25 protein-coding genes are annotated in these 22,825 nt (G+C 54.3%); 23 read left to right on the forward strand and 2 right to left on the reverse strand.

Going from position 1 to position 22,825, the window contains the following annotated elements; translation table 11 throughout:
* Together B5D32_RS12970 and B5D32_RS12975 are read right to left on the reverse strand one after the other, a co-directional pair.
* The coding region (locus B5D32_RS12970; protein ID WP_078785423.1) for an AAA family ATPase at positions 1 to 1,158 on the reverse strand (1,158 nt) is incomplete at its 3' end.
* Between the two features lie 315 nt (positions 1,159 to 1,473).
* On the reverse strand, positions 1,474 to 1,710 hold the full coding sequence (locus B5D32_RS12975) for a helix-turn-helix domain-containing protein (protein ID WP_078785424.1): 237 nt from the start codon (positions 1,708 to 1,710) through the stop codon (positions 1,474 to 1,476).
* 165 nt (positions 1,711 to 1,875) lie between these two features.
* Between B5D32_RS12975 and B5D32_RS12980 the strand changes: the two genes are divergently transcribed.
* The 23 genes from B5D32_RS12980 to B5D32_RS13115 all read left to right on the forward strand — a co-directional run bounded on the left by B5D32_RS12980 (position 1,876) and on the right by B5D32_RS13115 (position 22,802).
* Positions 1,876 to 2,385 carry a helix-turn-helix domain-containing protein gene (locus tag B5D32_RS12980; RefSeq protein WP_078785425.1) on the forward strand — a complete coding sequence of 170 codons (510 nt, stop codon included), beginning with the start codon at positions 1,876 to 1,878 and terminating at the stop codon, positions 2,383 to 2,385.
* Between the two features lie 88 nt (positions 2,386 to 2,473).
* Entirely contained in the window at positions 2,474 to 3,448 is a 975-nt protein-coding gene (locus B5D32_RS12985; protein ID WP_078785426.1) for a hypothetical protein, read from the forward strand.
* A 267-nt stretch (positions 3,449 to 3,715) separates the two neighbouring features.
* Complete coding sequence (locus tag B5D32_RS12995) at positions 3,716 to 5,095, forward strand: ParB/RepB/Spo0J family partition protein (RefSeq protein ID WP_078785427.1); 1,380 nt, start codon at positions 3,716 to 3,718, stop codon at positions 5,093 to 5,095.
* 309 nt (positions 5,096 to 5,404) lie between these two features.
* On the forward strand, positions 5,405 to 5,761 hold the full coding sequence (locus B5D32_RS13000) for a DUF7768 domain-containing protein (RefSeq protein ID WP_015555151.1): 357 nt from the start codon (positions 5,405 to 5,407) through the stop codon (positions 5,759 to 5,761).
* A complete protein-coding gene (locus tag B5D32_RS13005; RefSeq protein WP_078785429.1) occupies positions 5,748 to 6,833 on the forward strand; it encodes a DNA cytosine methyltransferase in 1,086 nt (361 codons plus the stop codon). Before B5D32_RS13000 ends, B5D32_RS13005 begins: the two co-directional genes overlap by 14 nt.
* 4 nt (positions 6,834 to 6,837) lie before the next feature.
* Positions 6,838 to 7,551, forward strand: coding sequence for an antirestriction protein ArdA (locus tag B5D32_RS13010; RefSeq protein WP_078785430.1), 714 nt, complete (start codon positions 6,838 to 6,840; stop codon positions 7,549 to 7,551).
* A 14-nt stretch (positions 7,552 to 7,565) separates the two neighbouring features.
* The gene (locus B5D32_RS13015) at positions 7,566 to 8,615 is read left to right on the forward strand and encodes a DUF8626 domain-containing protein (RefSeq protein WP_078785431.1); all 1,050 of its coding nucleotides are present in this window, start codon (positions 7,566 to 7,568) and stop codon (positions 8,613 to 8,615) included.
* Between the two features lie 91 nt (positions 8,616 to 8,706).
* Entirely contained in the window at positions 8,707 to 9,177 is a 471-nt protein-coding gene (locus tag B5D32_RS13020) for a PcfB family protein (protein WP_012741698.1), read from the forward strand.
* A complete protein-coding gene (locus tag B5D32_RS13025; protein WP_078785432.1) occupies positions 9,174 to 10,997 on the forward strand; it encodes a VirD4-like conjugal transfer protein, CD1115 family in 1,824 nt (607 codons plus the stop codon). Before B5D32_RS13020 ends, B5D32_RS13025 begins: the two co-directional genes overlap by 4 nt.
* Positions 10,998 to 11,086: 89 nt before the next feature.
* On the forward strand, positions 11,087 to 11,302 hold the full coding sequence (locus B5D32_RS13030) for a Maff2 family mobile element protein (RefSeq protein WP_016306504.1): 216 nt from the start codon (positions 11,087 to 11,089) through the stop codon (positions 11,300 to 11,302).
* A 40-nt stretch (positions 11,303 to 11,342) separates the two neighbouring features.
* Complete coding sequence (locus tag B5D32_RS13035) at positions 11,343 to 12,209, forward strand: VirB6/TrbL-like conjugal transfer protein, CD1112 family (RefSeq protein ID WP_005927637.1); 867 nt, start codon at positions 11,343 to 11,345, stop codon at positions 12,207 to 12,209.
* 43 nt (positions 12,210 to 12,252) lie between these two features.
* On the forward strand, positions 12,253 to 12,675 hold the full coding sequence (locus B5D32_RS13040; RefSeq protein ID WP_227079945.1) for a SpoVG family protein: 423 nt from the start codon (positions 12,253 to 12,255) through the stop codon (positions 12,673 to 12,675).
* A gap of 42 nt (positions 12,676 to 12,717) precedes the next feature.
* Positions 12,718 to 13,338: a DUF7007 domain-containing protein gene (locus tag B5D32_RS13045; RefSeq protein WP_330609028.1), complete on the forward strand. Its 621-nt coding sequence runs from the start codon at positions 12,718 to 12,720 to the stop codon at positions 13,336 to 13,338.
* Positions 13,339 to 13,382: 44 nt separating this feature from the next.
* Positions 13,383 to 13,769, forward strand: a complete 387-nt coding sequence (locus B5D32_RS13050) for a PrgI family protein (RefSeq protein WP_003500106.1) — start codon at positions 13,383 to 13,385, stop codon at positions 13,767 to 13,769.
* Positions 13,687 to 16,116, forward strand: a complete 2,430-nt coding sequence (locus tag B5D32_RS13060) for a VirB4-like conjugal transfer ATPase, CD1110 family (protein WP_373180328.1) — start codon at positions 13,687 to 13,689, stop codon at positions 16,114 to 16,116. The genes B5D32_RS13050 and B5D32_RS13060 overlap by 83 nt, the downstream gene beginning before the upstream one ends.
* A gap of 279 nt (positions 16,117 to 16,395) precedes the next feature.
* Positions 16,396 to 18,063, forward strand: coding sequence for a C40 family peptidase (locus B5D32_RS13070; RefSeq protein ID WP_078785436.1), 1,668 nt, complete (start codon positions 16,396 to 16,398; stop codon positions 18,061 to 18,063).
* A 22-nt stretch (positions 18,064 to 18,085) separates the two neighbouring features.
* On the forward strand, positions 18,086 to 18,352 hold the full coding sequence (locus tag B5D32_RS13075) for a DUF4315 family protein (RefSeq protein ID WP_005927622.1): 267 nt from the start codon (positions 18,086 to 18,088) through the stop codon (positions 18,350 to 18,352).
* Positions 18,339 to 18,986 carry a DUF4366 domain-containing protein gene (locus B5D32_RS13080; protein ID WP_064786967.1) on the forward strand — a complete coding sequence of 216 codons (648 nt, stop codon included), beginning with the start codon at positions 18,339 to 18,341 and terminating at the stop codon, positions 18,984 to 18,986. Before B5D32_RS13075 ends, B5D32_RS13080 begins: the two co-directional genes overlap by 14 nt.
* A 194-nt stretch (positions 18,987 to 19,180) precedes the next feature.
* Positions 19,181 to 19,582, forward strand: coding sequence for a cysteine-rich VLP domain-containing protein (locus tag B5D32_RS13090; protein WP_015567060.1), 402 nt, complete (start codon positions 19,181 to 19,183; stop codon positions 19,580 to 19,582).
* A 132-nt stretch (positions 19,583 to 19,714) separates the two neighbouring features.
* Positions 19,715 to 20,500 carry a defense against restriction DarA-related protein gene (locus tag B5D32_RS15730; protein ID WP_242943472.1) on the forward strand — a complete coding sequence of 262 codons (786 nt, stop codon included), beginning with the start codon at positions 19,715 to 19,717 and terminating at the stop codon, positions 20,498 to 20,500.
* Positions 20,500 to 20,841, forward strand: a complete 342-nt coding sequence (locus tag B5D32_RS13105) for a plasmid mobilization protein (protein ID WP_012741672.1) — start codon at positions 20,500 to 20,502, stop codon at positions 20,839 to 20,841. The genes B5D32_RS15730 and B5D32_RS13105 overlap by 1 nt, the downstream gene beginning before the upstream one ends.
* 175 nt (positions 20,842 to 21,016) lie before the next feature.
* Positions 21,017 to 21,307: a CD1845 family protein gene (locus B5D32_RS13110; RefSeq protein WP_009901657.1), complete on the forward strand. Its 291-nt coding sequence runs from the start codon at positions 21,017 to 21,019 to the stop codon at positions 21,305 to 21,307.
* 79 nt (positions 21,308 to 21,386) lie between these two features.
* Positions 21,387 to 22,802 (forward strand): relaxase/mobilization nuclease domain-containing protein, encoded by a 1,416-nt coding sequence (locus B5D32_RS13115; RefSeq protein ID WP_078785437.1) that lies wholly within the window; start codon positions 21,387 to 21,389, stop codon positions 22,800 to 22,802.
* Positions 22,803 to 22,825: the final 23 nt, after the last annotated feature.

Below are 22,825 nucleotides of genomic sequence, written 5' to 3' on the forward strand. Positions count from 1 at the left end.
ACAGGGGTTCGGGGCTGGCCCCGTAGGCTTTTCGGCGGGTTGCCCTGTGGCAACACTTCGCCCATGCTTGCTTCCCTCAAGCGCTCCGAGTGACGATGGTGACGATGGTGTCGGTCTTTCTGGGATACCCCACCCCGATAATTGAGTTATGTCAATATCATCGTCACCACCGTCACCATCGTCACCATAGAAGCTCAAAAGGCGAACCTTGTTTTTTCGATGGGTTTTATATCGGATGTTTTTCGGTTCAAATACTTTATCGAAATACTTCGCCATGTTGTAGGTGAACTGGTTCGGTTTGGCATTTTCAATACCTGCTGCCGCAAGCAATTCAGATGCCGTTCCCTGCCAGTTTCCCACACTTTCGATGTACTCCGCCGCTTTCCACAAGTAGTCCGGCACAGCCTTGATTTCTCGTTCCTCTGCGGTTTCTTCATCTTCCAAAGTCCAGACGCAATTTTCCTCCCGCAAATGCAGCGTTCTATCGTCCATATCGCGTCCGGTAAGCAAAATGTCAGCAGTTTGGCTCATTCGCTTACGCTGCATGACCCAGCTTGTATCTGCCACACCCATAAGCCCTGTGGAGCCTGAAATCTGGTCAAATGGGTCGGATGCAGTTTGCTTGCGCAAGTGGTGAATCAGCAATATGCAGATGCCATACTTGTCAGCAAGCTTTTTCAATGCACCGGCCTCCTTATAGTCGTTCGCATACATTCCACCGTTTCCATCGCTTACACGCACTTTTTGAAGTGTATCTATGACAATCAAGCCAACATCGCGGTATGTATGAATCAAAGATTCTACCTGTTCTTCTAAGCCCTGTCCGATGCTGGGGCATTCGGTTTGGAGAATCAGACGCTCCGGGGCATCGCCGCCATCGATAAGCTGGAAAATGCGGTTTTGCAAACGATTAAATGTATCTTCCAGCGAAAAATAAAGCACGGTGCGTGGCTCTATTTCTCGATTCCAGACAGGATTACCCTGCGCGATCTGCAAACACAGCCACAAGGTCAACCAGCTTTTACCCGCCTTGCTTGGGCCAGCAAACAGTGCAAGACCGGCTGGGAGCAGACCAGGAATGATCCACTTGACCGGCGGCAGCGGCGTGGAGAGGAGTTCTTCGGCGGAGATTGCTTTCGGAAGTTTTTCATAATTCATTTGCATCGTCCTTTCTGTTTTGGTATATATCTATTATCTCATACTATCGTCTTTTTGTGTGTAGTAAGTTTTACTCTCTAGTGTTAAGTTGTACGGCTCACGCCGCTCCACAGCCCCACAAACGCGCCAAACGGCGGGTGTTCTGGCTGCTTCGTATCCGTGGTGTTGCGTGTGGCATCTGCCCCACACAGGGCGGACTTGGGCGGTTACTGCGAGTGAATCAGAACTGATTCACTTTTATGTCTTACGCTCTGGAAAGTGAATCAAATCTGATTCACTTTCCGTGCGGGCCTCTTGCCAAAAGCAAGGCAGCCCCTACGCGCTCACGCGGGTCTGACCGCACGGACTTTTCAGAACATAATTGATCACATTGATTTTGGGGATTTTGTAGGCGTTTCCCAGCCGGATGCAGCTGATCTCGCCCTCTCCCAGTAGGTCATAGGCCGCATGGCGGCTGATGCCCAGCATGGTTTGCAGATCCTTAACCGTTACAATGTCCGGGTACTCCGCAAACATGAGCTTGTACATTTCTCTGATTTCTTTGCAATCCATTCGATCACCATCCTTATAGTTAGCTTTCGCATATTTGCGATGTAAATGTAGGATACTGCGCTTTTATGCGAATGTCAATAGTTTTCGCAAAATTGTTACTTTTTCTTGCGCTTTTATGTTATGGTGTGGTACAATAAGGAAAATCCTTCAAAGTGAGTGAACGAAATGAACATCGGAGAGAAAATCAAGCGCATCCGCCAGCACCGCCGCATGACCCAGAAAGAGTTGGGCGAGTTGGTCGACCTCAGCGCAAACCGCATTGCGCAGTACGAAATGGGTTACCGCGTACCAAAAAAGCCCCTGTTAAATCAGATAGCAGAGGCTTTGCGTGTTTCCCCGTTGGCACTTCCCGATGGCGGAAACGGTCCGGCGAATGATATTCTGGAGCAGCTTTTCTGGCTGGATGAGGAGCAGCCCGGCGTTATCAAGCTGGTCCCCACCGAGCGCGGCACAGCACGGTATAATGCCAACCCAGACCTTGCGCTGCACTACGATGATAACGATAGCTGGCCGCCACGCTCCCCCGTGGCGATGTGGTTTGATGATACGATTCTGGATGATTTTCTGAAGGATTGGGCTGCGGTTCAGAAGAAGTTGTATGCGGGGGAGATTACACAGGCTGAGTATTTTGAGTGGAAGGTTATGTGGCCTGATTGTGATAATCTACACATATGAAAACAGTTTTTCTATCTACACCATTTTTCCTATGTCACAAAGAACATAGTTGCTCATAGGATTGCGCATACAAAAAGGAGTCTTTTAAATGAGTTTGGGTTTATATGTTTCCAGCTTCTACTTTTTCCAATCAGGCAAGAATAGCTGTTATTTAGGGCTGAACTCCCCTGTTCAATACAATGATACGCAATACTCCCAGGCAATAGATTTTTTTGAAGCCTTTTTTGCTGTTCGCCGCACAATGGAAACGCTTGAATCCGAAAAGAAGTTGTATTACATTGAAACAAATCCCAATTGGCACGGAGAAACCGACAAATTTTCTTACATTGCTGCTTGTATACATTCGGGGAATTATGGGATAGAAAGCGACATATACGATGCAACATCTCACGAACGAGTTGGTTCAATTGAAAAGAATCAAGCAGGAATGGTTCCTTTCTTTGTATTTGTTGCTATTCCCAAAAAAGAGACGTCAACGGAGCCCATTAACAAGGGCTTAATCCTTTTCCAATCCATGGGGATATACGGTGCCAAATCTATCACCTGTAAAATGATAAACGAGTTTGCGAAAGATAAAATGAACGCAACTTTTCACACGTGCAATGTATCTCCCAGTGAATTTCTAAACGCCTTTTTTGATTTGGGTACACTCAAACGGTTGAAATTGACCCGTAATCGCACCTCAGAAGACAACAGCGACCAATTGAGCGGGATTTCTTACGCCAGGGAAGAGCGAGTCTTGTCCTCCTTTCTCGGAAGAGCAGCCAATACTTTTATTGAGCGTTTAATCCATTTCGGTTTAGACAAGTCTGCAATTTTTGAATTAGAAAACGGCATATCTTACGACAATGTTACTGCAACAATAGACATCGGAGATGGTAAAGAAAGAACTGTTAATCTGCATAAATACGATAATCTGAGCATCCTTGAATACATACCCAGCCAATACGAAAAAGAGAACGGTCATGCTGACGAGAATACCATCATTTCGTACTTATGTGCACGCGCGACAGAATACATTGAAAAAATGGATATGACTATTCATGTGATATCAAGACGCTAACGGAGGAGCTATCATGAGCGAAACACATTTTTGTGGTGCCTTGATTCTTGCAATCACATTCTTACTGATTATACGCTATTCTTTGCAACGGTGTACAAAGGGAACATAATAAAAAACTTAATAATGGACTGCCAATCTTACACAAAGTACCGCCCAAACGAGACTACGGGCGGTATTTTTGTATCATGGCGGAGAAAGGAGGAACTTCCCACGGGGGCTTGACTGAAAAGTTGAGCCCCTTTTTTCATGCCAAAAAACAGGAGGTAAATGCTTATGGCAGATGATAAAACCGCAAAAACGCCGGAACAGCCGGTTACGGATAGCGGGCCGGGCAAGGAAACGCCTCCCGCTCCCCCAAAAGAGCCGGAGAAGGTTTCCGTTTCCCCGGAGCCGGAAAAAAAGACGGAACCGGAGGTAAAGAACCCACAGGTTTCTGTCTATAACTTCGCTGAAATTATGAAGGAAAAGAAAGTCGAGGAACGGGCGGCAGCTCCCAGCGGGGAAAAGCCTGTCCCGGCAAAAACGGAAAAACCGGAAAAGCAGCCGGAGGCTCCGAAGAAAGCGGAGGAAAAACCCAAAGAGCCGGAACAGCCGAAGCGCCGGGGCCGTCCCCCGAAGGCAGATAAGGACAAGGACGCAGCCCCGAAGCCCAAAGCTCCCGCACAGAAACCGGAAAAGGCGGTCAAAAAGGAACCGGAGAAAAAAACGGCTCCAACGGTGCAGACTGCTCCCACTCCGAAGGAACCCGAAAAGCCGAAGGATGCACCACGCCGGGGCAAGGAGCAGATCGTCTATATCAAGCTGAACGAGCTCTACGCCTTCAAGAACCATCCCTTTGAAGTCCGGGACGATGAAGAAATGCGGGCTATGGTGTCCAGCGTCAAGGACAAGGGCGTTACCCAGCCTGCTATCGTCCGTCCCCGTGAGGATGGCGGCTATGAGATCGTGTCCGGCCACCGCCGCCAGAAGGCCAGCGAGCTTGCCGGGTATGCGGATATGCCCTGTATCGTCCGAAACCTGACAGACGATGAAGCCATCACACAGATGGTCGAGGACAATCTCAACCAGCGTGAAGAAATCCTACCCAGTGAGCGGGCCAAAGCCTTAAAAATGCAGCTTGAGGCTATCAAGCACCAGGGCTCCCGCACTTCGGGCCAGATTGACCCGAAGGACGCTGGCAAACGCTCCAACGAGATCGTGGCCGAGCGCAATAAGATGGCGGTCAAGCAGGTGCAGCGGTATATCCGTCTCAATGAGCTGGTTCCCGACCTGATGAAGTTGATGGATGAAAAAAAGCTGGGCTTTACTACGGCGGTGGAGCTTTCCTATGTCAGCAAAAAGAACCAGAACTATATCGCCGTTGCCATTGACAGCCAGCAGTCCTCTCCTTCGCAGGCGCAGGCAAAGCGTATGCGTGAGTTGGACGAAAAGAAGCTACTCAACGGGGATGTGATCGACGGCATTATGATGGAGGACAAAAAGGAGGTAGACAAAGTGATTTTGACAGGTGCGGAACTGAGCAAGTATTTCGGCAAGGAAACTACGCCGAGGGAAATGAAGGACCAGATCATCAAGCTGCTGGACGACTGGAAGGGTCAGCAGAAGGAACACGAAAAGCCGGAGAAGAAAACCGAACAGGAAAAGTAAGCCCAAACTTCGGGTCAGCATGGCCCGAGGATTGCGGGGCTCTGCCCCGCGCCCCGAAGCTCTGGAGATATAAATTATTCCCCGTCGCCAGTTATTCCGTAGCATAGCCGGGAAAATCAGTCAAGGGCAGCGCCGCCGCAGGCGGTGCCAGAGGCACCCTTGACGGATTTCTCCCGGTTATGCTTTTTCCCGGTCAAGCGACGGGGATATAAATTCTCCAGAGCCGTTCCCCTTCCCGGGGGAAGGGGCGGAGGGGTTGGGCGAACTCTTGCTTTTCCCTAAACCAAAACAGAAATGGAGGCTCAACCAATGAAACGACCTTTAGCATACCTGACTGCCGCATGGAGCGGCGAGCCGGATGTTGATATGGAGCTGGCGGCCCACTACTGCCGTCTTACTTATGAGGCGGGCTTTTCCCCGATCTGCCCGCTCTTGTACCTGCCGCTGTTTTTGAATGACAGCGTTCCCGAGGAACATAAGGCCGGGATTGATATGCGCCGGGATATGCTGCGGCGCTCCCACACCCTGATCGTCTGCGGCAGCGCTGTGGACGAGGATGTGAAAAACGATATTGCGGTTGCCGGACGGCTGGGCATTGCGGCGACAACGCTGGAAGGGGTGCTTGCCGTGAAGGGACACGGCACCCCGGGCCATGCCGGACATTAAGCTGGGGAGCCTTTTCGACGGGATTGGCGTGTTCCCTCTGGCTGCTTCCCGGTGCGGTATCCGTCCGGTCTGGGCCAGCGAGATTGAAAAAGCGCCCATCTCCATAACCAAAAGGCACTTTCCCGATATGGCGCATTTGGGAGATATTACGAAGGTGGACGGCGGGAAAATCCCACCTGTCCATATAATTACCTTCGGTTCCCCCTGTCAGAACCTTTCTCTGATCGGCAACCGCTCCGGCCTTGCTGGGGCAAAATCAAGCCTGTTCTATCAGGCGTTTCGTATCATACAGGAAATGAGGGATGCTACTGATAACCTATATCCAGCTATCGCTGTTTGGGAAAACGTCATGGGAGCGTTTTCTACAAATGACCGGATGGACTTTAGAGCCGTCCTATCCGCCTTCTCGGACACCGAAGTTCCAATGCCTCCTTCGGGAAGATGGGGAAACGCTGGAATGGTGCGAGGGGGAACGCCTGATGTGTGTTGGCGGCTCATGGACGCCCAGTATTGGGCAGGCTCCCGAAGGCTGGCACGAAGGCAGCGGATTTTCGTCGTGGCGGATTTTGGAGGCAGACGTGCCGCAGACATACTATTTAAGCCCCGTCCAATGCTCCCACTTCCTCCGCCTTGCGGAGAGGGCGGGCGGGCCGCCGCCGAAGGAGATCGAACAGCTTCTTTTGAAACAGGGCGGCAGATACCAGTCATCCACCCCTTTCAGTGCTTCCGTATGCGGGGAGCGGCAAAAAGGCAGGAAGAAACGGCCTTCCGAAACAGCTTCGGATTACCAACTGACCCTTTTCCCACTCTTTTAGCCAGTGATGTAACGCCCTTTGCCTTCTGGTATGAGGGCGACCCGGAGGGCGGCTGTATCCGTTTTCTGACGGAAACGGAAAGCGAACGGCTGATGGGGCTGCCGGAGGGCTGGACAAAGTACGGGGCGGACGGCGTGGAGATCCGGCCTCTGCAACGTTACAAGGCGCTGGGAAATGCGATTGCCCTCCCTTGCGCCGATTACATTATGGCCGGGATTTATGAGGTGCTGGCTGACCGGGCCGGAAAGGAGGAATAAGCCCATGTTTGAAGCCTATATAACCAATACAGCCCTGTACCCCTTAATGGGGATCGAGGTAGGGACAACGGTACATTTCCCCACGACGACACAGGAGTTGCAGGCCGCCCTTGCCAAAATCAGGATAGATGGGAAACGGTACAGCGAAGTGTTCTTTACCAGCTTTGACAGCGATGTGCTGGGGCTCTACGATCATCTCTACGAATGTGAGAACATCGACGAGCTGAACGAGCTGGGCCACGCCCTGCTGGAAGTACGGGATAAGGGCGGACTGGAAACCTTTGAAGCCGCTCTTGTCTTGGGAAACCACACACGGAGCGTGAAGGATTTGATAAACCTGACCCAGAACCTTGACCTGTACCGCTTTTACCCGGATATTTCTGATGATGAAGGGCTGGGCCGTCTTTACGCCGACGAGCTTGGGACCATCGACATACCGGAGCACATTCAGAACTACTTCGATTATGAGGCATACGGGCGGGATGTGCGTATCAACGAGGGCGGCGTATTCGCTCCCGGTGGGTATGTGTCGGCAGTCCCGGAGGGCTTCAAGGAGTATTACCACGGGCCGCAGGACATTCCGCCGGAACACCGGATATTTGCCTATCCTGAAAAGGCCGAGCCTGTCCACTCCATTCTCGCTACACTCAAACGGTTTCAAGAAGCCCCACCCGCTCCAAAAAAGGACAAGGCGGGGCCTTCCCATGAAGAACGGTAAGACTTCGGGCCAGCATGGCCCGAAGCATAAAGGAGGTGCATACCATCAACTATTACCCTATCAATGAAGGAGCCGCCCGCCGGGCAAAAGAAATGAACAGCTTTTCCGACTACAAGGAAGGGAGCGCAACGGCGGAATACCGGGCAATGGTGGACAAGGCCGCCGCCATAGCGGAAAAGCAGAAATCCCGGGTGGACCCCATGTACCATGAGAAGATCGACCATCTGTTAGACACCTACGCCCGCAAGCTGGCCGAAAACATGAACCAAGGCTTTGCCATTGACGCGAGGGTTCCCTCTGTGCTGATCGCCGGGCCTTCCAATTTCCCGGTGGGAAAGAAGGAAAAACAGAACCGGGCGCGGGACAGCAACATGGAGGAATGGCGGCATATTCAAGGGCTGCTGGATAAGATACGCAGCACCGGCATGGGCGGGATCAGCGCCGATGACCCGGCAGCGATTGAAAAGCTCCAGAAGAAGCTGGACGGGCTGGAACGCTCCCAGCTCATTATGAAGGAGGTCAACGCCTATTACCGCAAGCATGGCAAGCTGGACGGCTGTGCGCTGCTGTCGCCGAACCAGATCGAAAAGCTGAAAGCAAGCATGGCGTCAAGTTGGCGAAGCGACCCGAGGCCCTTTGAAAGTTACCAGCTAACCAACAACAATGCGGAGATCCGCCGGGTAAAGGCCCGTATCGAACAGCTTTCCAAACAGGCACAGCAGGAATTTTCCGGCTGGGAGTTCGATGGGGGTCGTGTGGAAATGAACCGGGAGGACAACCGCTTGCAGGTGTTCTTTGACGGAAAGCCTGACGCGGACACCCGGGCCGAGCTGAAAAGCAGCGGCTTTCGTTGGGCTCCCAGCGTGGGCGCATGGCAGAGGCAGCTCACGGACAACGCCATCCGGGCGGCTGACCGTCTGGAATGTATCAAGCCGCTGTCCGGCGAAAAGCCCTCCCAACTTCAAAAGAAGCCCTCTATCTTGCAGACCATGCGGGAACAGGACGAAAAAGTCCAGACGGAGCCGGAAAAGAAAGCTCCGTCCGGCAGAGATGCCGAGCGGTAAGCCTCGGGCCACATTGGCCCGAGGTTTTCTGTTCCCCGAGATTGTACGGGGGCCTCCCGGATAGCGGGAACCCCGACGGAAAGGAGGTTTTATGCAGGAAGAAGTAAACCAAAAAACGGTTGCCCTTTCGATCAGGACAACGAAGCTCACAGGAAAAGTGCTGGCTGCCGCTCTTGGCAAGGTGGTTCGGGCGCTGCAAAAGCACCACCGGAAGGCGCTGACCCCGCAGGGACGCCAGAGCGTAAAAAAGCTGATGAACCACTATGGCGGCAAAAGTGCCATGCCCTATGTAGGAGCTCCAAAGGATTTTGACCGGATTGCGAAGGAGTTCCATGTGGACTACGCTTTCCATAAAGTGAGCCCCGGTCATTACCTGCTGTTTTTCAAGGCTAATCAGGCGGACGCTATCACGGCGGCCTTCCAGAAGTACAGCGCAAAGGTGCTGAACAAAGAGCAGGACAAGGCTTCCATCCTCGGCCAGCTTCGGAAATTCACGGAGCAGATCAGGACACAGGCAAAGGAAAAGCAGCGAACCAGAGAGGCGGTGAAGGACGGACGTTGAGTGACAAGATCAGAAAATATGTGCTCCCAAACCTGCCGTACCTCTTTGTGTTCTGGTTTTTCTCCAAAATCGGGACGGCCTACCGGATCGCCCCCGGCACAGACTTCGGGACAAAGCTCATGGGGATGCTTGATACCTTCCCCAAAGCCTTTGAAACCTACTGGCCGGGGCAGGGAGGTATTGACCTGCTGGTGGGCCTTGCCGGTGCGGCTGGGATGTATCTGCTGATACAGTCAAAGATCAGGCAGGCGAAAAAATTCCGGCGGGATGCGGAGTACGGCACCGCCCGCTTTGGAACAAAGGAAGATATAAAGCCATTTGTTGACCCTAAATTTCAGAACAATGTCATTCTGACTGGGACGGAGTTCCTTACCATGAACACCCGTCCGAAGATACCCGCCAATGCCCGGAACCTAAACGCCTGTGTCATCGGATCGTCCGGCTCGGGAAAGACAAGGTTCTGGTTGACCCCGCAGCTCCTTCAAGCCCATTCCTCGTATGTGGTGGTAGACCCGAAGGGCGGCACTCTCGACCAGTGCGGGCGGTTTCTGCAACGGGAGAAATACAGGGTGCGGGTGTTCAACAGTATCGACTTTTCAAAATCCATGCACTACAATCCGCTGGCCTATATCAAGACAGAAAGCGATGTTTTGAAATTTGTTACCGCCCTGATTGCCAACACCAAAGGCGACGGCAAGGAGGGCGACGAGTTCTGGACAAAAGCAGAAACCCTCTTGTACTGCGCCCTTGTGTCCTACATCGTCTTTGAGGGGCCGGAGGAAGAACGCAACATGAATACGCTGGTGGAAATGATAAACAGCATGGAAGTCCGGGAGGATGACGAAACCTTCAAAAACGCGGTGGACTATATGTTTGACGGGCTGGAACGCCGCAGCCCCCAGCACTTCGCCGTGAGGCAGTATAAGAAATACAAGCTTGCCAGCGGCAAGACAGCCAAAAGCATTTTGATTTCCTGCGGTGCAAGACTGGCTCCCTTTGATATTCCCCAACTTCGGGAGATCATGTCTTATGACGAACTGGAGCTGGATAAGCTGGGGGATGAAAAATCAGCGCTGTTCTTTCTTATCAGCGACACGGACACCACCTACAACTTTTTGGTTGCCCTCGCTTTTTCGCAGATGTTCAACCTTCTGTGTGAACGGGCTGATAACACCTATGGCGGGCGTCTGCCCTACCATGTGCGGGTGCTGTGGGACGAGGCAGCCAACACCGGACAGGTGCCGGGGCTGGAAAAGATCGTGGCCGTCATCCGCTCCCGTGAGATCAGCCTGACGCTTTTTTATCAGGCAATGAGCCAGTGCAAGGCATTGTACAAAGACCATTCCGAAACCATCATGGGAAACATGGACAGTATCGTGTTCCTCGGAGGCCGGGAGGCTTCCACCCTAAAGGATATTTCGGAAAACTGGCTGGGCAAGGCCACCATTTCCATGCAGACCGAGGGCCGCAGCCGTGGACAGTCTGAAAGTTACAGCCAGAATATGCAGCGGCTTGGCCGGGAGCTGATGACCACCAGCGAGATCACCACCATGCCCGGAGATAAATGTATCTTGCAGCTCAGGGGGCTCCCGCCTTTCCTGTCCCCGAAGTATGACTTGAAAAAGCACCCGAATTACAAGTACACAGCCGAATTTGATAAAAAGAAAAACGCCTTCCGCTTGGAAAGCCTGTTCCGCCACCGGCCATTGAGACTAAAGCCGGAGGACGAATACACGGTGTACGAAGTGGACGGCTCCGACACAGACGAAGAAGCTGACCTGTTGAATTTCGATGATCTGGACAGCGACGAGTTTGTGTAACTTCGGGCCATGATGACCCGAAGCGCCGCCGATGTGGGCGGCTTTTTTTGTACCCAAAACCATCAAACAAACAAAATGGAGGAACGTATATGGAATTTTTCAATCAGGCAATCGACATTCTTAAAATTCTGGTCATGGCTCTTGGCGCTGGTCTGGCGGTATGGGGCGTCATCAACCTTCTGGAAGGTTACGGGTCGGACAACCCTGCGGCAAAAAGCCAGGGCATTAAGCAGCTCATGGCGGGCGGCGGTGTCGTTCTGATCGGCCTTCAGCTTATCCCTCTGCTGTCCGGGCTGTTCAGCTAAATGTCACCCGTTGTCCCTTTTCCAGAAAAGGAGCTGATATATGGACTTTATCATCGACGCAATCGTTGAATGGCTGAAAGGTCTGCTCGTCGATGGTATCATGGGGAATCTGGACGGCCTTTTCGATAACGTCAATCAGAGCGTTGGCGAAATCGCCACACAGGTAGGCACGACCCCGGCGGACTGGAACGCCGGGGTCTTTTCCATGATACGACAGATCTCCGAAACTGCCATTCTGCCAATCGCCGGGGTCATCCTCACTTTTGTTATGACCTATGAACTGATACAGATGCTCATAGAACGCAACAACCTCCATGAAGTTGACACATGGATGTTTTTTAAGTGGGTGTTCAAAACCTTTGTGGCTGTGATGATCCTGACGAATACCTTCAATATCGTGCTGGCAGTCTTTGATGTGAGCCAGCATGTGATACAGCAGTCAGCGGGCATTATCCAGAACGGGACAGAGATCACGCCGGATGTGCTGGACAGTCTGCGGACAGAGCTTGAAGCGATGGAGTTAGGCCCTCTGTTCGGACTCTGGCTACAATCCTTCCTGATCCAGCTTACCATGATTGCCTTAAACATCGTGATCTTCGTCATCGTATATGGCCGTATGATTGAAATTTATTTACTCACAAGTTTAGCGCCTATCCCGTTTGCCACAGTCCCCAACAGGGAAACCGGACACATGGGGCAGAACTATTTCCGCTCCCTCTTTGCGGTGGGCTTTCAAGGTCTATTGATCTTAGTCTGTGTCGCCATCTATGCGGTGCTGATCCAGAGTATCGCCACCGACGGCGACCCCATCGGGGCGATCTGGGGCTGCGTGGGATATACGGTGCTGCTGTGTTTTACCTTATTCAAAACAGGCAGTCTTGCAAAATCCATCTTCGGCTGCCATTAAGAGACTTCGGGCTATGACGACCCGAAGCGGAAAGGAGAAATCCATGCAGGAAAAAACAGCGGGCGGAACACCAGCCGCCCCTATAAAGCTGGATGTAAGCGTGCGGGTCATCGAACCTGTGAAAAACCTCATGGGCTTTGCCAGCGTGAAATTCAATAACTGCTTTGTGGTGGAAAATCTGAAAATCGTACAGGGCAGCAAGGGGCTCTTTCTTGGGATGCCCAGCCAGCCAGACGGCAAAGGCGGCTACCGGGATATGGCCTACCCTGTCACAAAGGAGTTCCGGGAACAGCTCAACACCGCTGTTCTGCAAGCCTATGAGGCAAAGCTGGAACAGATGGCGGAGCGTGGCTCTGTGGGGCGTGCATCCATCAGCGACCAGCTCAAAGCCGGAAAAGCGGCTGCCGAACAGGCAAAGGCGGAACGGCCCCCGAAGGAAAAGCCCAGCCGTGGCGCGGAGCGTTGACCTCGGGCCATGCTGGCCCGAAGCGGAAAGGAGGCGAAACCCATGCCACGCAAACGGACGGGCTATGATGCGGCCTGCTACTATGACGGCAAGCTGCTGGGCCGCTGTACCAAAGCGGACAGCGACGCCTATACCCTGTTGATGAACGCCTGCGGCGGGGACGCCGCCCGTGTCCTGCGGGAATACGCCTACTTTTCCCCGGAGCTGAAGGCCATCTTGGAAAAGGCGGCTCTCATGCAGGCGGACCGGAACCGGACGGGCGGAATGTTCCATGCGCCGAAAAGCTCCCCGTGGGGCGAGGTGCAGAGCTGTGAAGTTCTCTGTCCGGGGGTGTTTCTGGTATCTACCGCCAGCCACGGCGGAACGATGGTGGCAAACGAGGTAGCCGCCGTCCTCTCCCCAGCGGCCAAAAAATGCGGCTTCAAGGACAAGGGCTATATCTGCTATGAGGAGGACGCGCAGGAAGGCGTAGTGCTTCGGGAGCTGCTGGACAAAAAGCTGTGGAACATCCCCGACCGCATTAAGGACAAAGCGCAGTTTGAAGAAAACCTCAATCAGTCCATCCGGCAGTATAATCCCGAATACTGGCGGGCAAGGCAGAGCGGACGCAAGGCCGCCGAAGTCGCCCGCAGTACAACCCCGGCCAAAGAGGCCGCAAGATAACCTCGGGCCATACTGGCCCGAAGCAATAAAGGAGGTGTAACAAAATGGCCTATGTGCCAGTACCAAAAGACCTTTCCAAAATCAAGACAAAGCTGGCCTTCAACCTAACGAAGCGCCAGCTTGTTTGTTTTTCCAGCGCGGCGGCGGTGGGCCTCCCGGCTTACCTGTTTTCCCGTGGCAGTATCGGGAACAGTGCCGCCATGTTCCTGATGATCGGCCTCATGCTCCCGTTCTTCTTTCTGGCTATGTATGAACGAGACGGTCTGCCGCTGGAAAAAGTGCTGAAAAACATCATCCGCACCCGGTTCCTCTATCCCCGTGTGCGGCCTTACAAAACCGAAAACTTCTATGCGCTGCTTAGCGCCAGAAAGGAGGCTCAGCCGATTGCGAAACAGCAGAAGGGCCGGAAAGCCCGCAGGCAGAAAGCCTGAAAAGCAGGGCCTTACCGGCCTGTTCACGAAAGGAAAGAACATTCCCACCACCGCCCAGCAGACCCTCCCTTACCGGGAAATGTACCGGGACGGGGTGTGCCGGGTAGCGGACCGCTATTACACCAAAACCATTGAATACGAGGACATCAACTACCAGCTCGCACAGTCCGAGGATCAGGCGGCCATCTTTGACGGGTGGAGCGCCTGCCTCAACTACTTTGACAGCAGCCTTCCGTTCCAGCTTTCCTTCCTCAACCACCGAAGCCGCCCGGGCAGCCGGTACAGCGTGAACATCCCCATGCAGGACGATGATTACAACAGCGTCCGGTGTGAGTATGTGGAAATGCTGGAAAACCAGATCGCCAAAAGCAACAACGGCATTGTCCGCACGAAGCTCCTGACCTTCGGCGTGAACGTGGACGACCTTTCCACCGCCAGGGCAAGGCTGGAACGTGTAGAGGCGGACATTTGCGGGAACTTCAAAAAACTGGGCGTCAAGTGCCGCTCCCTTTCGGGGCTGGAACGGCTGGAGCTTCTTCATGGGCAGCTCCACCCCGGCAGCGGCTCCCCCTTCCGGTTTTCATGGGATATGATCCCCAAAACCGGGCTTTCCACCAAAGACTTTATCGCCCCGGACAGCTTCGACTTCCGTTTCAGCCGTCTGTTCCGGGTGGGGACGACTTGGGGCGCCGCCTCCTACTTGCAGATTTTGGCCTCGGAGCTCTCGGACAAGTTGCTGGCGGAGCTTTTGGAAATGGACGCGGAAATGACCATCACTCTCCATATCCAAACCGTCGATCAGGCCGCCGCCGTAAAATCCATCAAGGCCAAAGTCTCCGACATTGACAAGATGAAGGTGGAGGAACAAAAGAAGGCAGCCCGGTCAGGGTACGACATGGACATACTTCCGCCCGACCTTGTAACGTACAGCAACGACGCAAAGACCCTTCTGGAAGATTTACAGAGCCGGAATGAAAGAATGTTCCTACTGACCTTCCTTGTGGTAAACATGGCCCCGACCCGCCGGGAGCTGGACAATGACCTGTTCACGGTGTCGGGTATCGTCCAGAAATACAACTGCACCTTGAAGCGGCTGGACTTCCAGCAGGAGGATGGTTTTCTTTCCAGCCTTCCGCTGGGCCATAACGGCATTGAGATCAAGCGCGGTATGACGACCAGCTCCACGGCCATTTTTGTTCCCTTTATGACGCAGGAGCTCCGCATGGATGGCGAAGCTGTCTATTACGGGCTCAACGCGCTTTCCCATAACGTCATCATGGCAAACCGGAAAAAGCTCAAAAACCCCAACGGCCTGTTTCTCGGCGTGCCGGGCTCCGGCAAATCCTTTGCCGCAAAGCGGGAGCTTGTGAATGTGTTCCTTGCCACCCGTGACCGGATCATTGTGGTTGACCCGATGGGCGAATATTCGCCTCTTATCAAGCGGCTGGGCGGTCAGGTCATCGAGATCGCCCCGGACAGCCCCCACCACATCAATCCGATGGACATTGATTTGAGCTTCGACGAGGAAAACCCGATGGCGCTGAAAGCCGACTTTATCCTGTCGCTGATGGAGCTGATCGTCGGCGGCAAGGACGGCTTGCAGCCGGTGGAGCGTACCGTCATTGACCGCTGTGTGCGCCAGATGTACCGAGAGCATTTGCAGAACCCGGAAACAAGCAAAATGCCGACCCTCCAAACCCTGTATGACCTGCTCTGTTCCCAGCCCGAGGGCGAGGCGGTACGGCTGGCAACAGCCCTTGAAATCTATGTGTCGGGCTCTCTCAACGTGTTCAACCATGAAACCAATGTGGACCTGAACCGCCGCCTTGTGTGCCTTGATCTGAAAAAGCTGGGGGCCGGGCTTCGGACGATTGCCATGCTCATTATGCAGGACCTTGTCAATTCGCAGGTGTCCATGAATTTCCTGCGCGGTATCGCTACATGGTGCTACTTCGACGAGTTCCATGTGCTGCTGCGTGACCGGCTGACGGCAAGCTACTGTGTGGCGATCTGGAAAATGCTCCGTAAGAAGGGCTGCGTACCCAGCGCCTTAACGCAGAACGTGAAGGATTTCCTTGCCAGCCCGGAGATTGAGAACATCTTTGAAAACTCGGACTTCCTTGTGCTTCTCTCGCAGGCACAGGGGGACCGGCAGATTTTAGCCAAACAGCTTGGGATCAGCCCCCATCAGCTTTCCTATGTGACCCATACCAATTCCGGCGAAGGGCTGCTGTTCTTCGGAAACACCACCATCCCGTTTGTTGACCGCTTCCCGCAGAATACCGAGCTGTACGCCATTATGACCACCCGCCCGGAGGACAAAAAACAGGAAATGAACCGGGCATAACACACTTCGGGCCATGCTGGCCCGAGGTTTGGAAAGGAGGGATACATCATCGAAAAGAAACCGGACAAACGGAATTTTCAAAGGCCGGGGCCGACGGAGGATACCGGGGGCAATCGCCCCGGACCGGCTGAACGGGAAGGACCTTCCCCCGCACCATCCCGACGTCTGCGGTTTGAGGACGAGGATACCGGGCAGGACAGTCCTTCGGGCCACGATGGCCCGAAGTCCAAAAGCGGCAAGTTTCAAGAGGACAGCCGGAAAGCCCGCCCTTCTGACCGCATGAGGCAGGAGGATGACAAGGGCGGTCCGCAGGATACCGGAAAGGCGCAGGAGCCGGAAGGCTCCGCCGAGAAGGCCGGGAGCAAAAAGGACAAGTACCAGAAGGCGCAGGCCAAAGCGGAGCGCGCCGGGGAAAAGCTGGGAAAGGCCCGGGAGAAGCTGGATAAGGTCGAGGCGAAACGGGCGGCGCAGAAGCCACCGGGGCTTGCAAAGAAAGCTGTCCGGGGAGCCCGCACCGAGGCATGGTTTTATCTCCACAACAAAATCAACGAAGTCGAACATGAAAATGTGGGCGTGGAAGGAGCGCATAAATCCGAGCTGGCCGCAGAGGCCGGAGCCCGGAAACTGACCCGCTATGCCAAACGCCGCTGGCGGGAACACCCAGCCCGGAAGGTGGCAAAGTGGGAACGGAAGGACATAAAAGCCCGGGCCAATGTGGATTTTCAAAAGATGGCCTCCGAGCACCCGGAACTTGCCAGCAATCCGCTTTCCCGTGTGCAGCAGAAATGGAAACTGAAACGCCGGTATTCCAAAGAAGCAAAGGCGGCTGCAAAACAGGGCGCAAAGGCCGCAAAGAAAACCGCTGCCGCTTCGGGAACTGCGACCCGTCGGGCGGCGCAGTTTGTGACCCGTCATCCCGTGGCGGTGCTGGTCCTGCTCCTGCTGTTGCTGCTCTGTTTTCTTGTGTCGGCGGTAAGCTCTATCTTTCCCACGCTTGGCAGCGGCCTTGCCAATGCGTTATCCGGCACCTCCTACGCCTCGGAGGATACGGACCTGCTGGGCGTGGACGAGGACTACACGGCACTGGAAAACGAGCTGGCGCAGACGGTAGCGAACATCGAAAGCACCCATCCCGGCTATGACGAGTACCGCTATTCCGTGGACGAGATCGGCCATAACCCCTATGAGCTGGCGTCCTATCTCTCGGCAAAGTACCATGTGTATTTCCGGGAACAGGTGCAGGACGAACTGCGGGAGATCTTCGAGGCACAGTATGAGCTGACCTTGACGGAGAAAGTCGAGATACGCTACCGCACCGAAACCAGCACCGACCCGGAGACCGGGGAAACCACCACCGAGGAAGTCCCCTATGAGTATTACATTCTCAATGTGACCCTCACAAACAAGACGCTGCCCGCCGTGATCCTGCCGAGGCTTAACGAACAGCAGCGGGAAATCTACACCGTTATGCAGCAGCTCAAAGGCAACAAACCCTATCTGTGGGAAGGGATTTACAACGGCGGCGAAGATACCGGCCCCAGCTATGAGATACCCGGCGAGGCGCTGGATGACCCGGCTTTTGCGGCGCTCATGGAAGAAGCCACAAAGTACATCGGCTGGCCCTATGTGTGGGGCGGCTCCAGCCCGTCCACCTCCTTTGACTGTTCGGGCTTTGTCTGCTGGGTGTACACGGCCAGCGGCGTCCACAACCTGCCCCGTACCACGGCGCAGGGCATTTACAACCAGTGTGCTATCATTTCCCCCTCCGAGGCAAAGCCCGGCGATATTATCTTTTTCACGGGAACCTATGACAGCCCCAGCCCTGTGTCCCATGTGGGGATTTATGTGGGCGACGGGATGATGCTTCATTGTGGTTCGCCCATCCAATACGCAAACATCAATTCAAGCTACTGGCAGACACATTTCTATGCCTTCGGGCGTTTGTGAGCCAGAGGAAAGGAGTCCTTGCATGAACAAGATCGACAAGCTCGATAAGGAACTGGAAAAAGCCCGGGAGAAGGCTGCCGAGTGGCAGGCCAAAATCCGGGAGCTGGAAAAGCAGAAACAGGAGGAAGAAAACAGCCAGATCGTGCAGGCGGTGCGCTCCCTCAAACTGACGCCCGCCCAGCTTATGGCTTTTTTGAATGACCCCAAAAACAGCCTTACCGCTTCGGGTCATACTGACCCGAAGCCGGAGGCACCCGAAAAGGAGGACACAGCCCATGAAGAAAATTAAATACCGCAGGCTGACGGCGATGGCTGCCAGCCTTTTGTGTTGCCTGATCTTTACAGTCCCGGCTTATGCACAGAGCAGCGAGCCGCAGCCGGAGACAGCTCCCTCCCCGGCAGAAACCGAAGCAGAGCCGGAAACCCAGAACCCCTTTACCCCGGACGGGACGGGAACCGTGGTGGACAACGCCACCGACGAGGATGGAAAGGAGTTCTACACCATCACCACAGCAGACGAGAGCGTGTTTTATTTGGTGATCGACAAACAGAAAACCAGCGAGAACGTCTATTTCCTCAATACCGTTACCACAGACGACCTTCTGCCTCTTGCCGAACAGGGTAAGGAACCGCCCAAAGAAGTGACCCCGGAGCCAGAGCCAAAGCCCACCGAACCGGTGGAGGAAGTACCGGAACCCGAGCCGGAGAAAAAGGACAGCCCCCTTCTCTCTCTGCTCCTGATCGGTGCGGTGGTGCTGGCCGGCGGTGGGATTGGTTACTATTTCAAGATTTACAAGCCGAAGCATGAGGCCCCGGATTTGGAAGATGATTACTGCGAATATGAGGACGGGGAGCTGGAGGAGATCGCAGAGGAACCCGAGGACGAAGATACCCCGCCGTGGGAGGAAGATACGGAGGAATGAGAATGAATTTTACAAGCAGCCCTTTTGAACGAATGATGAAGGAAGTACCGCACCCTGGCTGGGACAATGACGACCCTTGTAAGGGATGCCGTTACTACAAGGAGTGCAAAGGAAAGAAAAAACAGTGCCGGAAGAAATTCCGGGCGCTGATCGTGGAGCCCCGCCCTTCGGGCCATCGTGGCCCGAAGTCTTAAATGGACGCCCGGGAGCTGACCCGTGACGAGAAGAAGAAAATCCGTTCTCTGGTCACGGGGATGTGTGCCAACTATGACAGAGAAAGCGGCCTGTGCCTTCCTCTGGACTGTGCCTGTTATATGCTGCACAAGTGCTGGACAGGGGCGTACTGCCGTTACTTCCGTGAGGCTGTCCTGCCCCTTGACCCGGAGCTTCAAGCGGCGCTGACAACGGAAGGCATCTCCCCGGAACTGCGGGCCTGTGCGGTCTGCGGAAAGGCGTTTTTGCCCGAGGGGCGTCAAGCCTACTGTTCCGACGCCTGCAAGGCCGAAGGGAACCGCCGAAAAAGCCGGGAACGCATGAGGAAAATGCGGGAGAAAAGGCCGGGCGGCTGTTACGATTTGCCGCCTCCAAAGGCTTGACATTCCGGGTTTTTTTGAGGGCGTTTCCGGGGTGGGAATATCTTATTACATTTCTCCCCGGTCTGCCCTCTTATTTCGTAACATCCAGCACTTCGGGTCATGTTAGCCCGAGGCACAGAAAGGAGGTATCTCTTGGAGACAGTACAAGGATATGTGATTTTGAAAGCTGCCACCTTTGAAACCGGACACGGCTTTGCGCTGGGGCATAATCCGGGAGCGCCGAGCCCCTTTGTGACCTGGCAGTTTACCGAGGGGGAAAACGGCCATCGGGATTACTACTGGGGCCGCTATGGAACCAGTCAGGCGTGGGCGCAGCGGGACTTTGACCGCCGGGTGGACGACTATCAGCAGCTTTACCATGCGGCGGTCAAGCATACCGAGCTGGGACCGGAGGGCGTTTACCGCTATTATTCCACCCAGCGGCCCGTGGACATAGGAACTTACCCGAAGCTGCCGGATAACCAGCCTCTTTCCATCGTCAACTACGACGATGACAGGCGGCGTCCTGTGGCAGACGGCAGTCTGATGGCATGGGGCGAACTGACCTACGCAAAGCCGCTGACCGAAAAGCAGATGGAGGATTATGAACTGAAACCAGCACCGGGCAATCCTGACCGGGTGCGCCCATCCATTACCGCCCGGCTCAAAGAAGGAACCAGAGGGCAGGAACCCCCGAAGGAGCCCGGCCAGAAGCGGAGCCATAAAAACCATGAGGAACGATTAAGGAGGATCGCCATGCACGAAAAAGACAACTATCTGAAAACCGCCGAGCTCTCCACAGAGCAGAACTGCAACATGATCGACGGCGTACCCAACAACACGCCCATCCCACCCACGCCCCCGGAGCTGGACGCAAAACCGCTTGATAAGGTAAAGGAACCCAAAGAGCGCCGGAAAGGCCGGGAGCTGGAACGCTGATGGAGAACCGCAAGCGGAATGTCCATCTGCACGTCATGGTAACGCCGGACGAGCTGGCAGCCATCCATGAACGGATGGCTGAGGCGGGCATTTCCAACGCCGGGGCTTATGTACGGAAAATGGCTCTGAATGGGTATATCCTGCACATCGACCTTGCGCCCGTAAAAGAGCTGATCTCTCTGCAACGGCGCTGTTCTAACAATCTCAATCAGGTTGCCATACACGCACATACCTATGGCGTGTACCCGGAGGAAATCGACGGATTGAAGCGGGACTATGAAAAGCTGTGGGGCGAGGTGTCAAAGGTGTTGCGGGAGCTCTCCGAGCTGGTGGCAAAGTAAGACGAGGGCGGCAGGCTTCCGTTGCGGGGCTTGCCGCCCTGCTCTTTTTTTACCACTTCGGGCCAGTATGACCCGAAGGTTTGGGACAGGATTCACTAATCTTTCGCAACATTTATGTCCCCGGGCAGGCATGATAAAATAGAGGTAGGAAGGATAGATAAAGGAGGTTTTGAAGATGAAGATACTGCTGAAAATATTGGTTGCTCCCTTTGCTTTGGCGTTGTCCCTTCTGGCGGCTCTGCTGGTGTTCCTGTTTGATATTTGTGCCGTCCTGCTGACGATTGCCTCTGTGATCCTGGCGGTGCTGGGTGTCGCTCTCTTTTTCACGCCGACGCCCATAGGCGGGATTGTATTTCTGTTTCTTGCCTTCCTTCTTTCGCCGTATGGACTGCAAGCGGCGGCGGGCTCCCTTCTTTGGGCGCTGGACGGAGGCAAATCCGCTTTGTACCGGTTTCTGGCAAGTTAAGCAGCCTCGGGCCATACTGGCCCGAAGTCGGGGCGGTCGGAATGGGCCGCCCCTTTCTCATGGAAAGGAGGAATGATTTTTGGCTACCACAACTTTGTTACAGCGCCATGCGGGCGAAGGCGAAACGATTGCCGAGGCTATCCGGGATTGTCTGGACTATGGCAAGGACCCGGAGAAAACAGAAAGCGGAAAGTATATCTCCGCTTATGAATGTGATCCGGCCACCGTGGCGGACGAGTTCCTTTTGGCAAAGGCCAGCTATGCCGCTATGACGGGCCGGGAACAGAAGAAAGAAAATAATGTGCTGTGCTATCAGATACGACAATCCTTCTATCCGGGCGAGATCACCCCGAAGGAGGCGAACCGTATCGGCTATGAACTGGCTATGCGCTGGACAAAGGGGCGGCACGCTTTTATCGTTACCACGCACACCGATAAGCAGCACATCCATTGTCACATTTATTACAACTCCACCACCCTTGACTGCACTCGGAAATTCCGAAATTTTTGGGGCTCCAGCTTCGCCCTTCGGCGGCTCTCTGACAGGCTGTGCCTTGAAAACGGGCTGTCCATCGTGGAGAACCCGAAGCCCCGGAGCAAGAGCAAGTATCGGAACTATGGGGAGTGGCAGAAAGACCGGAAAGGGCCGCTTTCCTATCAGGACCGACTGCGCCTTGCCATTGATACTGCGCTGGCGGAACGCCCCGCTGATCTGGACGAATTTCTCAATTTGATGAAGCGGGCCGGGTATGAGGTCAAGACGGTTCGGGGCGGCGGTATCAGCTTCCGGCTGACCGGGCAGGGACAGGAACGCTTCACCCGTCTGCGTGCCTCCACGCTGGGGGACGGCTACGACTTGCAAGATGTTCTGTCCACCATTGAGGGCAAAGAAAAACACCCCGGGCGCTCGGAGCGGAAAATCAGTCTGGCGGTGGATATTCAAGCAAAGCTGGCTGCCGGTAAGGGGCCGGGATATGAACGCTGGGCGAAGGTATTTAACATTAAGCAGATGGCCGCCGCTCTTGCCTATATACAGGACAATAACCTGACCGATTATGAGCAGTTGGCGAAGAAAGCCACCGAGGCGGCAGACCGTTTCCATGTTATTTCCGAACAGGTCAAGCAGACGGAACAGGCCATGAAAACCAATGCTGGGCTAAAGGCCGCAACGGTTCAGTATGCCAAAACCCGCCCAGTCTTTGAGCAGTATAAGGCGACGAAGTACAGCCGGAAATTCCTTGCGGAGCATGAGGCCGACCTTGAACTGTACCGGGCTGCACAAGCGGAAATGCGCTCTCTGCTGGGCGGGGCGAAGCTCCCTAAAATGGATGTGCTGAAGGAGGAAGGCCGCAAGCTCACAGCAAAGAAAAAACAGCTCTATGGAGAATACCAGAAGGCACGACGGGATATGCAGGAGATCGTCACGATCAAGGCGAACATTGACACTCTGATGGGCTACACCGAGCCGGGAAGAAAGCAGGAAAAGGAGCGTTAAGGTTATGAAAATAAGGAGCAAAG

The sequence above is a fragment of the Gemmiger formicilis genome (genome assembly GCF_900167555.1).
GTDB lineage: Bacteria > Bacillota > Clostridia > Oscillospirales > Ruminococcaceae > Gemmiger > Gemmiger formicilis.